We start from the raw sequence: 10,959 nt of genomic DNA, 5'->3' as shown, positions 1-10,959 counted from the left end.
GCGGTCGACGGCCTCGTCCAGGCGTCCGGCGCGCGGCGCGGGGCCGGCGGCGGCGCGGGCGGCGGCGGAAGGGTCTTGCACGATCATGGCCGGGGCCTCCTGGAGTGCAGCCTGCGCCGGGCCGTTCGCCGCCGCTATTGGGGTTTTCCCGAGGTCCTCAGCGGACGAAGCCGGCCTCGGTCAGCTTCAGCTGCCGCAGGTCGATGCTCATCTCGTTGCGGAAGCGGGCCACGGCGGCCTCCGACAGCTGGCGGCTGAGCGTGGTGTTCTTCCTGGCGTTGGCGTCGGAGAAGGCCGAGCCCTGGGCCACGAAGTTCAGCATGAACACCTCGGCCATCTCCTGCTTGCCGGCGTCGTCGAGGCGGGCGAAGGCGGGGTTGGAGCCCAGCGCCTGGGCGACCTGGCCGCGCACGCCCTGCACCTGGGCGCGGTTGGCGAAGGGCACGTTGTTGGCGATCTGCCAGTTCTGCACCCAGTAGGCGGTCATGGCGTCGGCCACGTCGCCGCGCCGCAGGCCGTCGACCGCGACGTGCTTTTCCCAGGCGCCCAGCAGGTCCTTCTGCTGCACGGCCTGGCGCAGGCGGTCGCCGTTGGTCGGATCGCGCTTGGCCACGAAGTCGGCGAACTGGCCGCGCACGCGGCTGGAGACGGCGGGCGAGGGGCGGTAGCGGGTGTTGGCCGCCGCCGCGCCGCGCTGGGCCGACAGGTTGGCGCCGGGCGCGGGCCGGGCGGCGGTGGAGCGGGTGCGCCCGCCGCGCTGGACCGTCGAGCCCAGCACGTTGTTCATCTGGCCCACCGACATCATCGATGAGCCGAAGTCCATGTACTGGGTGCCGATGCTGGAGAAGTCCTGCGCCGCGGCCGGCAGGCCGATCATCAGGGCGGCGGCGGCGCTGAGCGCGGGAACGAGACGGCGGGTCATCCGGTGTGCTCCACTGTTTTTCCAACCCTGACGTGCAATATTGACAAGAAAACGACAGGCGGCCATAGGGCCGCCTGCCTTTTCTATTGTAGAGCTTGAGCTTAACCCTTGCGGGCGAGGGTCGAGCCGGCTTCGCCGATGGACTTGATCGAGTTGTTCAGGGCCTGGCTGACCATGTTCATCTCCTGGCCCAGGGCCTGAATCTCGGCGGTCAGCTGGCCGTACTTGGAGTCCTTGGAGTCCAGGCCGCCCAGTTCGTCGGTCTTGGCCTTCATCTGACCCATCTTGCCGTCCATCACCTTACCGAGCGCCTTGGCCAGAGCGACCAGGAAGCTGTCGCCCTTGGTCGACTTGCCCTCGCCGCCGTCGCGGACGCTTTCCAGGATCGAGTTGGTCCAGCTCTGGGCCACGTCCTCGGCGGTGCGCTGCAGGTCGCCCTGTTCGGCCGGGCTGAAGCCGAAGGTGTCGGCCGCGCCCTGGACCGCTTCGGTCAGGCTCTGGGCCGCGCCGCCCGGATTGCCGCTGGCGGCCTGGAACACGCCCTGGGCCAGGTCGATCACGCCCTGCGGCAGGCCCAGCTGCTGGCCGACCTGCTGGATCACCTGGCTGGCGACCGAGCTGATGATCTGCTGGAAGATCGACTGGAAGGCCAGCGAGGTGCCGCCGGTGAGCGCCGCCAGGGCGACGGTGCTGAACAGGCTGCCGATGTTGAGACCGCCGCCGCTGAAGATGCCGGACATGTTTCGAACTCCGCGATTTGAAATCTTGCTGTCCTCGGTCCCGCGTTCATCGCTGCGACCTGACGCCGCAAGACAACCATCGCGGGTCGATCGTCAGTAGTCGGGTCGTTCCCTAGCTAGGGTTTTCCCTATCAGTCGGCGCATGGCGGCCGAGGGCTGAGCGGCGCGCATGCGGGCCTCGTCGGCGGCGCGGGTCTCGGCGGCGATCTCTTCCGGCGTGCGGGTGCGGCGGTCCAGCACGGTGATCTGGCCGGCGGTGACCCCCAGCAGGAACACCTCGTCGCGATAGGCCACCAGGGTCAGCCGCTCGCGCTGGCCCACGGGCAGGGCCCGCAGGTAGCGGATCTGGTCGTCGCTGGCCGGGCCCGCCTGCACCCGCTTGAGCAGCTTCAGCGAGAAGAAGGCCAGCCCCAGCACGATGGCCAGGGCGATGGCGACGGTCAGCAGGTCGAGGATGGCGCTCACGAGGGCTCCGTCTGGCGGCTAGGGGAGGGGCGGGAAGCTGGGTCCGGGCGGCGGCCCTTCCGGCGGGTCTTCGGCGGCGGCCCTGGCCTGCTCGTCCTTCAGCCGGCGGGCCCACAGGATCACCTCGGCCACGGCGGCGAACAGGTCCTGGGGCACGATGTCGTCGATGGCGGCCTTGTCGCGCAGGGCGCGGGCCAGCTCGACATTGCGGATGATCGGAACGCCCGCTTCCTCGGCCGCCTCGCGCATGGTCTGGGCGATCGGCCCTTCGCCCTTGCCCAGCAGCACCGGCGCGGCGTGCTCGGCCGGGTCGTAGGCCAGGGCGCAGGCGATGTGGGTGGGGTTCACCACCAGCACCGAGGCGTCGCGCGCGGCCTGGGCGGCGTTCTGCTGCGCCCATTCCTGGTGCAACTGCCGCCGGTGCGCCTTCACGTGCGGATCGCCCTCGGAATCCTTCATTTCCTGGCGAATGTCCCGCCGGCTCATCCGCATCTTCTTGGTGAAGCTGTGGCGCTGGTAGGCCAGATCCAGCAGCGACACGAAGACGAACAGCACCACCGTGCCGGCCAGCAGCTTGAACGTCAGCCCGCCATAGGCCGACAGCGCGCCGTCGGCCTCGCCGGCCGGCAGGGCCATCAGCTTGTCGAACGACAGCGCCACGACGATCCAGGTGAACAGGCCCAGCAGCAGGGTCTTGGCCAGCGACTTGGCCACCTCGAACAGGTTGTCCAGGCTGAACATGCGCTTGAGCCCCTCGCCGGGGTTCATGTGCGACATCTTCGGGCTCATCTTCTCGAAGGTGAAGACCGGGCCCACCTGGCCGAACTCGGCCAGCATGCCGAAGATCGCCACGGGTACGAAGGTGATCGCCGTCAGCAGCACGAAGGCCTTGCCGGCGGCCGCGCCGGCGATCGGCCACGCTTCGGCGAACGGCCGGTCCATGACCGCGAACACCTCGTCGAACAGCCCGCCCAGGCGGTCGAAGGCGAAGCCCGCCGTCATCGCCCCCAGCAGCAGCCACACGCCCAGCACCGCGGTGGAGGTCAGGTCCTTGGACTTGGGGACGTCGCCCTTCTTGCGGGCGTCCGACAGCCGCTTGGGTGTCGGCTTCTCCGTCTTGTCGCCGCCGTCGTTCTTCTCAGCCATAGCGTGTGTTCTGGCGTCATCGCGAAGGGCGTCGGACGTTCGCCGACCGGTGAGATGTCGACAATGGCGCCAATCATGGCCAAAAAGCGGCGAGCTTAGCCATAGTAGTGGTTAAGCTGAGCCATAGAATATGTTGTCTGGTAAGCAGTATACTGAGTATGAAAATTGTTTTAACTCCGAGGTTGACAGGATTKATCTGCGAAAGTTAGCTTTTGAATGGGTAGTATGCACAGGCGGGGCGCTGCATAGAGGGACAAATTTATGCGCAAGTTCCGCGTGGTGGCGTCGAGCGTGTGTTTAGTCTTATTTTGTTCAAGTCCAGTGTTCGCATATGAATGCGTCACGGCTGACGGCTTGAAGTTCAGCAGCGCTCTCCCGATCAATGAAAAGTTCTCGCTGGCGCGCATAGATTGCGTTCAGGAAACACAACCGACAGGGGTGTCAGAACAGCTCCGTCTCTATGACGGACCCCAGATGGCGACCGCCGTTATCTCTGCCGGACGTATCTCGCCCACGCCGGTGGTCATCGTCAGGGGCGCTCGCGGACCGGCCCTCTACGCTCCGCTGGTGGCCGCCGCCGGCCGCGACTTCGACATCGATCCAGACCTGCTGCAGGCGGTCATGCACGTGGAATCGCGGGCCAATCCGGGGGCGATCTCGCCCAAGGGCGCCCGCGGCCTGATGCAGATCATGCCCGCCACCGCCAAGCGCTTCGGGGTGCGCGACCCGGCCGTCGAGCTGGACGACCCGATGGTCAACATCCGCACCGGCGCGGCCTACCTGAAGACCCTGCAGGGCCACTTCGGCAACGACCTGGAACTGGTGCTGGCGGCCTACAACGCCGGCGAGGGGGCCGTCATGAAGTACGGCCGCAAGATCCCGCCCTATCGCGAGACGCAAGGCTACGTGACCAGCGTCCTCGACCGCTATCGCGGCCTGGTCTCCGCCCGCGGCGGCTTCTGAGGACGGATTTCCCCATGAGCGTCGAAGGCTATCTCAAGCGCCTGCAAAGGCGGCCGCGCCAGGGCGTGGTGGCGCGCTTCAGCGACCTGTTCCTGGTGGCGGGCGTGGTGGCGATCGTCGCCCTGATGATCCTGCCGCTGCCGGCCCTGGCGCTCGACGCGCTGGTGGCGGTCAACATCTGCTTCGGCGTCATGCTGCTGCTGGTGGCGATCTACATCTCGACGATCGTCGAGTTCTCGGTGTTCCCCAGCCTGCTGCTGATCACCACGCTCTACCGGCTGGCCCTGTCGATCGCCACGACCCGGATGATCCTGATCGAGGGCCACGCCGGGCACATCATCGACACCTTCGGCACGATGGTCGCCGGCGGCAACCTGGTGGTCGGCCTGGTGGTGTTCCTGATCATCACCGTCGTGCAGTTCATCGTCATCGCCAAGGGCGCCGAGCGGGTGGCCGAGGTGGCCGCGCGCTTCAGCCTCGACGCCATGCCGGGCAAGCAGCTGTCGATCGACAGCGACCTGCGCTCGGGCATGATCGACAAGGACGAGGCCAAGCGCCGCCGGCGCGTGCTGGAGATGGAGAGCAAGCTCCACGGCAGCCTCGACGGGGCGATGAAGTTCGTCAAAGGCGACGCCATCGCCAGCATCATCATCGTGGTCATCAACCTGCTGGGCGGCCTGGCCATCGGCATGCTGCAGCAGGGCCTCGACTTCGGCTCGGCGATCCACAAGTACTCGATCCTGACCATCGGCGACGGCATGGTCACCCAGATCCCGGCGCTGCTGGGCGCCATGGCCGCCGGCCTGATCGTCACCCGCACCACCGACGAGGACAGCGAGACCCACCTGGGCGACGCCATGCGCCGGCAGTTCGCGGCCAAGCCCCGGGTGTTCCTGGTGGCCGGCGGCATCTGCTGGCTGATGGCCCTGGTGCCCGGCTTCCCGGTGCTGGTGTTCCTGCTGCTGGGGGGCGTGGCCATCGTCACCGGCGCCCTGGTCGACGCCGACATCCGCGCTCGGGTGACCCGCAAGATCGCGCCGGGCCGCGCCGCCGCCGAGGAGGCCAAGGCCTCGCCGGCCGCCGCCCGCACCAAGCCCACCGAGACCCAGCCGGTGGTGCCGCTGCTGCTCGAACTCGACGGCGAGGCCGTGCGCCGCCACGAGGCCGCCGTCATGACCCGGGGCCTTGAGGAGGTGCTGGAAGAGTTCGAGCTGCGCCTGGGCGTGGCCCTGCCGCGCGCCTCGTTCCACTACGGCGAGGGGGCCGGCAGCCCGCGCTGGCGCCTGCTGGCCTTCGAGGCCCCGATCGGCGCCGGCGAGCTGGCGCATCCGGCCGACCTGTCGGAGCTGCAGGACGCCGTCCGCCAGGCCCTGCGCCGCAACGCCGGCCTGTTCGTCGGCATCCAGGAGGCCAGCAACCTGCTGACCCGCGCCGGCGGCGAATATCCCGAAGTCGTCAAGGAGGCCGCCCGCGCCCTGCCGCTGGCCCGCATCGCCGAGGTCATGCGGCGCCTGGCCGAGGAGGAGGTGCCGCTGCGCAACCAGCGCGACATCCTCGAAGCCCTGGCCGACGCCGGCCAGCGCGAGAAGGATCCGCTGGCCCTGACCGAGTTCGCCCGCGTCGCCCTGCGCCGCCAGATCAGCCATCGCTACGCCCCCGACGGCCAGCTGCGGGCCGTGGTGCTGGAGCCGGCCCTGGAGCAGCACCTGCGCGAGGCCATCCGCACCGGCGGCGGCGCCCAGCAGCTGGCGCTGGATCCGGAGATGAGCCGCCGCGTCACCGACGCCCTGCTGGCCAAGGTCGAGGAGACTAGCGCCACCGTCGTCCTGGCCGCCATCGACCTGCGCCGGCACGTGCGCAAGCTGATCGAGGCCCGCGCCTTCGACCTGGGCGTCCTGTCCTTCCACGAACTGCTGCCGACCCTGCGGCTGGACGTGGCCGGCCGCGTGGCCTTCCCGCGCGAGCCCCTGACCGTAGTGCCCAACGATCCCGACCCGCCGCCGCCCGAGTCCGCGGCCGCCTGAACCCGGAGACAGAATGTCGCTTCCGAAGGATTCCGTCGTTGTCCGTAAAGCCGCCCGCGTCGGCGTGGCCGCGGCGATCGCCGCCGCGCTGATCGCTACCGCGCCCCAGGTCCGCGCCGGCGAGGTTCCGCTGGGCGCGCGCAACGTCGACCTGACCGCGCGCGAGCAGCCGATCGCCCAGTTCCTGCAGAACTTCTACAACCAGATCGGCGTGCCGGTGGTGATCTCCTCGCAGGTCGCCGGCACGATCAACGGCGTGTTCCGCGGCCCGGCCGCCAAGATCGACGCCGACATCTCCAAGGCCTTCGACCTCGTCACCTACTACGACGGCGGGGCGGCCTACGTTTACACCGCCGCCCAGCTGTCCAGCCGCAGCTTCCCGATCTCGGGCTCGGCCTCGCGGCGGGTGGACCGCGCGGCCCGGCAGCTTGGCCTGCTCGACAACCGCAACACCCTGCGCGCCACCGGCGACATGCTGGTGGCCACCGGCGCGCCGCGCTTCCTGCAGCAGGTGGACGAGCTGGCCCGCGGCGGGGTGCAGGCCGAGGCCGCGTCGCCGACCCTGCAGTACAGGGTCTTCTACCTGCGCTACGGCTGGGCCGACGACGTGAACCTGACGGTCGGCGCCAAGCAGGTGACCATCCCGGGCGTGGCCTCGATCATCCGCTCGCTGGTCAGTTCCGATCCCAACGAGCGGGCCGGGGCTGCCGCCCGCAGCGAGACCCCGATCCCCGCCGCCGTCCAGGGCCTGCGCGGCCAGGGCCTGGCGACGCTGGGCACGCCCAATCCCGGCGGCGCCTTCTACGGCGGCCAGGACGGGCAGGGGACGCTCGGCATGCCCCTGGCCAACGAGCAGACCGGCGTCTACTCGCCGCAGAACCCCGTCCGCGTGCAGGCCGACACCCGCCTGAACGCCGTCATCGTCCGCGACGTGGCCGAGCGCATGTCGGCCTATGAGGAGCTGGTCCGCGCTCTGGACGTCGAGCCGCAACTGCTCGAGGTCGAGGCGGCGATCATCGACATCGACACCACCAAGGCCCGCGACCTGGGCGTCAACTGGCGCTTCGACGACGGCAACGGCGGCATCCAGTTCGGTCGCGGCCCCGATGCGCCGGCCGGCCTGGAGGACGGCAACCTGGTGCGCGGCAACACCTCGCCCAAGCCCTATCAGGGCCTCGTCGCCTCGACGATCATCGGCAACGGCGACTACTTCGCCGCCCGTCTGAACGCACTGGAGACCGAAGGCGTCGCCCGCGTCGTCTCGCGACCGCAGATCGTGACGCTGTCGAACGTCGAGGCGGTGTTCGAGAACAGCCGCGATTTCTACGTCCGCCTGGCCGGCGAGCGCGACGTCGACCTCTTCAACGTCACCGCCGGCACCACTCTGCGCGTCACCCCGCACGTCACCCGCGACGGGACCCAGACCCGCATCCGCATGCTGGTGACCATCGAGGACGGCTCGCTGACCAACGCCAGCGTCGACAACATCCCCGTCGTCCGCCGCGCCGCGCTCAACACCCAGGCCCTGATCCAGGAAGGGCAAAGCCTCTTGTTGGGCGGCATGACCGTGCAGTCCGACACCACCGGCTCGCAGAAGATCCCGGTGCTGGGCAACATCCCGGTGCTGGGCAACCTCTTCAAGGTGCAGTCGCGCAGCAGCGGCCGCATCGAGCGGATGTTCCTGATCACTCCGCGCCTGGCCTCGATCGCCGCGCCGCGCTCCACCACCCAGGCGGGCCTGCGCTACGACGCGCCGGCCTCGGGGTTCGAGAACGCGCCCCTGCCGGCCGCGCCCAAGCTGCCGTCCGACCGCAAGCCGCCGCCGAAGTCGGCCCCGCGCGGGCCCGCCCAGCCGCTGCCGCCCGCGCCGCCACCGGCGCCGGAACCCAACGGCACGATGAAACCCATCCCCAATCCGAGCTAGGCCCATGACCGATCACGCCCTGCTGTCCGAAGAGCCGACCGAAGTCCCCGCCGCCACGCCGTCCGAGGCCCTGGTCGTCAAGGTGCTGTCGGGCCGGGTCGCCGGCGCCCTTCTGCCCTTGCCGGCCGGCGAAAGCGCCGAGCTCGGCCACGGCTTCGACGCCKACATCGTGCTGCGCGACGCAAGCGCCAGGGGCGTGCGCGTGCGCCTGACCGCCGGCGAGGAGGCCGCCGAGATCGAGGTGGTCGCCGGCCAGGTCGAGATGCTCGGCCACCGGCTGGAAGCGCCGGCCCGCGCCGTGTTGCCCTGCTACGTGCCGCTGATCGTCGGCGACAACGCCCTGGCTCTCGGCGTCGAGGAAAGCCCCCGCTGGCGCGAGGCCGAACGCCTCCTGGCCGCCTCCGGTCCCGCCGAAGCCGCCGCGCCGTCGGCCGAGGAGGGCGGGGACTTCTTCGAGGACGGCCGCAGCCTGCTGCGCCGCACGCTCGATCGCGGCGTCCGGGTGGTCGGCTCCACGCCCCATCTCCTGCCGGCCCTGGTGTTCGGCGCGGCTCTGGCCTGCGTCACCTATGCGGTGGCCAACGTGCCGCGCTTCGGCGGCCAGGAGGCCAGCCCCTCCAAGGTCCACGCCCTGCTGCGCCAGGAGGGCTACGGCGCCCTGGCCGTCCAGCCGGAGGCCGACGGCAAGCTGGTTATCGCCGGCGTGCTGAACCGCGACGCCGAGAAGGCCCGCCTGGCGCGCCTGGTCAGCTCGCGCGAGCTGCACGCCCGCGTCGAGGTCGTCACCAGCGAGGGCCTGGCCCAGAACGTCGAGGACGTCTTCCAGGCCAACGGCCTGGCCGCCACCGCCCGCCCCAACGGCCTGGGCCGCGTGCAGGTGCAGGTCACCGGCCCCTCGGCCGAGGTGGCCAAGGTCGAGAAGATCGCCCTGCACGACGTCAAGGGCCTGCGCGCCCTGGCCGTGGCCCGCGCGGCCGGCGGCGACCGCTTCGGCGCGGTGTTCGACCAGGGCCCCGGCAAGCGCGTGGTGGCGGTGGTCGGCGGCGACGCCGGCTACGTCGCCACCGCCGACGGCGCCCGCTACTTCGCCGGCTCCACCCTGCCCACGGGCGACCGCATCGTCGGCGTCGAGAGCCAGGCCGTCGTCGTCGAGAAGGACGGCGCGACCACCCGCCTGATGTTCTGAAGATCCAACCCGATACGAGGAGAAACCACCATGTCCGACAGCAGCATTTCCGGTTTCGGCACGACCGGCGTGGCGCCCAGCCTGCTGGGCTCCAACAACAAGAACCGGCCGGGCAGCTGGTTCGAGGCCATGGCCCACGCCTGGGGCCAGGTGCTCGACCAGCAGGCCGTGCGCATCACCGAGCTTTCCGACCAGATCGGCCCCGGCGGCGAGGACAAGCCCTCGGTCATGGCCCAGCTGACCGCCGAGAGCCTGCGCATGAACTTCATGGCCAACTCGGAATCCACCTCGGTCGACAGCGTCGGCCGCGCCCTCGAAACCATGGCCCGCAAGAACTAGGCGCGTCTTTCAGGAGAGGACGCCATGTCCTTCGATCCCGTTTCGGCGGCCGCCCTGGCCATGCCCCAGGAAGCTGCGCCCCAGGTGGCCCAGGTCGGCTACGGCGCCAGCCTCACCGACGCCGTCCAGTTCCAGAACGCCCTGCACACGGCTGGCGCCTCGCAGGTCGCCGGGCTGGCTGGTCCCGAAGCCCTGGCCCCTGCCATGAAGGGCGTCTTCAACCAGCTGGAGTTCGTCAACAGCCAGGCCTCGAACCTGGCCGCCCACGCCAAGGCCGCCGAGGCCAAGGGCGCGGCGATCACGCCTGGCGAGATGATCGGCCTGACCGTCCAGTGCCACGAGTTCATGTTCAACTGCCAGCTGACCTCGAACATCGCCAACCGCACGTCCGACGGCCTGCAGCAGCTGTTCCGGCAGCAGGCCTGAGGGTGGCGGCCATGCGCAAGATCCTGCCGGCCGTCCTGGTCGCCGCGGCGCTGGGCCTTACCGGCTGCGCCGAGAAGGAGCTCTATGGCGGCCTTACCGAGCGCGAGGCCAACGAGATGGTCGCCGTGCTCCAGAACGCCAACGTTTCGGCGTCGAAGAGCAGCAAGGACGGCAAGGTCTGGGCGCTGAAGACCCGCGCCGAGCAGTTCTCGTCGGCCGTCGCCGTGCTGCACGACCAGGGCTACCCGCGCGACAAGTTCGAGAGCCTGGGCGAGGTTTTCAAGAAGGAGGGCTTCGTCTCCTCGCCGATGGAGCAGCGGGCTCGGCTGATGTACGGCCTGTCGCAGGAGCTCAGCCAGACCATCTCGTCGATCGACGGCGTGGTCCAGGCCCGCGTGCACATCGCCGTGCCCGAGGCCGATCCCCTGGCCGAGCAGCAGAAGCCGTCCTCGGCCTCGGTGTTCATCCGCCACAACCCCGACGTCGACCTCTCCGGCCAGGTGGGCTCGATCAAGGCGCTGGTCACCAACTCCATCGAKGGCCTGCCCTACGACAAGGTGACGGTGGTGATGTTCCCGGCCAAGCCGGTGATGGTCGCGGCCCCGGCCTCGCCGATCCGGTCGTTCACCATGCCGGCCATCGCCATACTCGCCGCCATCGGCGGGGTGGGGGCCTATGTCTTCAGCCGCACCAGCCGGGGCAAGCCGCGCCGCAAGCTGAAGACCCTGGCCGAGCCCGGGACGCCGACGGCATGAGCGCCCGCGCCGATCGACAGCGCCTGGTCGGCCAGGCCCGCCTGCTGGGCGCGATCGGCGTTCCCGCGC

The 10,959-nt window shown here is 70.0% G+C and carries 11 protein-coding genes; 7 read left to right on the top strand and 4 right to left on the bottom strand.

Features of this window, described 5'->3' with window-relative positions; translation table 11 throughout:
• Nucleotides 1-157 precede the first annotated feature (157 nt).
• From AC1DCG_RS24295 to sctU, 4 genes are all read right to left on the bottom strand, one after another.
• Nucleotides 158-922, bottom strand: a complete 765-nt coding sequence (locus tag AC1DCG_RS24295; protein ID WP_477029735.1) for a DUF6683 family protein — start codon at nucleotides 920-922, stop codon at nucleotides 158-160.
• A gap of 101 nt (nucleotides 923-1,023) precedes the next feature.
• Complete coding sequence (locus tag AC1DCG_RS24290) at nucleotides 1,024-1,662, bottom strand: hypothetical protein (RefSeq protein WP_058348252.1); 639 nt, start codon at nucleotides 1,660-1,662, stop codon at nucleotides 1,024-1,026.
• Between the two features lie 93 nt (nucleotides 1,663-1,755).
• The gene (gene fliO, locus AC1DCG_RS24285) at nucleotides 1,756-2,127 is read right to left on the bottom strand and encodes a flagellar biosynthetic protein FliO (protein WP_477029734.1); all 372 of its coding nucleotides are present in this window, start codon (nucleotides 2,125-2,127) and stop codon (nucleotides 1,756-1,758) included.
• A gap of 18 nt (nucleotides 2,128-2,145) precedes the next feature.
• Nucleotides 2,146-3,273: a type III secretion system export apparatus subunit SctU gene (gene sctU / locus AC1DCG_RS24280; protein WP_165260095.1), complete on the bottom strand. Its 1,128-nt coding sequence runs from the start codon at nucleotides 3,271-3,273 to the stop codon at nucleotides 2,146-2,148.
• A 474-nt stretch (nucleotides 3,274-3,747) separates the two neighbouring features.
• Here sctU and AC1DCG_RS24275 point away from each other — a divergent pair, with 474 nt between their 5' ends.
• Genes AC1DCG_RS24275 through sctJ form a run of 7 tightly spaced genes read left to right on the top strand, consistent with a single transcriptional unit; the run spans nucleotide 3,748 to nucleotide 10,890 of the window.
• Nucleotides 3,748-4,236: a lytic transglycosylase domain-containing protein gene (locus tag AC1DCG_RS24275; protein ID WP_477029733.1), complete on the top strand. Its 489-nt coding sequence runs from the start codon at nucleotides 3,748-3,750 to the stop codon at nucleotides 4,234-4,236.
• A 14-nt stretch (nucleotides 4,237-4,250) separates the two neighbouring features.
• The gene (locus tag AC1DCG_RS24270) at nucleotides 4,251-6,260 is read left to right on the top strand and encodes an FHIPEP family type III secretion protein (RefSeq protein WP_477037111.1); all 2,010 of its coding nucleotides are present in this window, start codon (nucleotides 4,251-4,253) and stop codon (nucleotides 6,258-6,260) included.
• Between the two features lie 13 nt (nucleotides 6,261-6,273).
• On the top strand, nucleotides 6,274-8,184 hold the full coding sequence (sctC, locus tag AC1DCG_RS24265) for a type III secretion system outer membrane ring subunit SctC (RefSeq protein WP_477037110.1): 1,911 nt from the start codon (nucleotides 6,274-6,276) through the stop codon (nucleotides 8,182-8,184).
• Between the two features lie 4 nt (nucleotides 8,185-8,188).
• A complete protein-coding gene (locus AC1DCG_RS24260) occupies nucleotides 8,189-9,370 on the top strand; it encodes a SctD/MshK family protein (RefSeq protein ID WP_477041721.1) in 1,182 nt (393 codons plus the stop codon).
• A gap of 30 nt (nucleotides 9,371-9,400) precedes the next feature.
• The gene (locus AC1DCG_RS24255) at nucleotides 9,401-9,709 is read left to right on the top strand and encodes a hypothetical protein (RefSeq protein ID WP_240903517.1); all 309 of its coding nucleotides are present in this window, start codon (nucleotides 9,401-9,403) and stop codon (nucleotides 9,707-9,709) included.
• 24 nt (nucleotides 9,710-9,733) lie between these two features.
• On the top strand, nucleotides 9,734-10,135 hold the full coding sequence (locus AC1DCG_RS24250) for a hypothetical protein (protein ID WP_477029729.1): 402 nt from the start codon (nucleotides 9,734-9,736) through the stop codon (nucleotides 10,133-10,135).
• Between the two features lie 11 nt (nucleotides 10,136-10,146).
• Complete coding sequence (gene sctJ, locus AC1DCG_RS24245; protein ID WP_477041720.1) at nucleotides 10,147-10,890, top strand: type III secretion system inner membrane ring lipoprotein SctJ; 744 nt, start codon at nucleotides 10,147-10,149, stop codon at nucleotides 10,888-10,890.
• Nucleotides 10,891-10,959 lie beyond the last annotated feature (69 nt).

It is taken from the genome of Caulobacter sp. 10L414, from assembly GCF_056395525.1.
The sequence above is the reverse complement of the archived record's forward strand: the minus strand, read 5'-3'. Positions and strand labels throughout refer to the sequence as shown.

Excerpts from the sequence above, each read along its gene's own strand:
- AC1DCG_RS24295 (WP_477029735.1), bottom strand. The coding sequence starts at position 922 with ATGACCCGCCGTCTCGTTCCCGCGCTCAGCGCCGCCGCCGCCCTGATG.
- AC1DCG_RS24290 (WP_058348252.1), bottom strand. The coding sequence starts at position 1,662 with ATGTCCGGCATCTTCAGCGGCGGCGGTCTCAACATCGGCAGCCTGTTC.
- sctU (WP_165260095.1), bottom strand. The coding sequence starts at position 3,273 with ATGGCTGAGAAGAACGACGGCGGCGACAAGACGGAGAAGCCGACACCC.
- AC1DCG_RS24275 (WP_477029733.1), top strand. The coding sequence starts at position 3,748 with ATGGCGACCGCCGTTATCTCTGCCGGACGTATCTCGCCCACGCCGGTG.
- AC1DCG_RS24270 (WP_477037111.1), top strand. The coding sequence starts at position 4,251 with ATGAGCGTCGAAGGCTATCTCAAGCGCCTGCAAAGGCGGCCGCGCCAG.
- sctC (WP_477037110.1), top strand. The coding sequence starts at position 6,274 with ATGTCGCTTCCGAAGGATTCCGTCGTTGTCCGTAAAGCCGCCCGCGTC.
- AC1DCG_RS24255 (WP_240903517.1), top strand. The coding sequence starts at position 9,401 with ATGTCCGACAGCAGCATTTCCGGTTTCGGCACGACCGGCGTGGCGCCC.
- AC1DCG_RS24250 (WP_477029729.1), top strand. The coding sequence starts at position 9,734 with ATGTCCTTCGATCCCGTTTCGGCGGCCGCCCTGGCCATGCCCCAGGAA.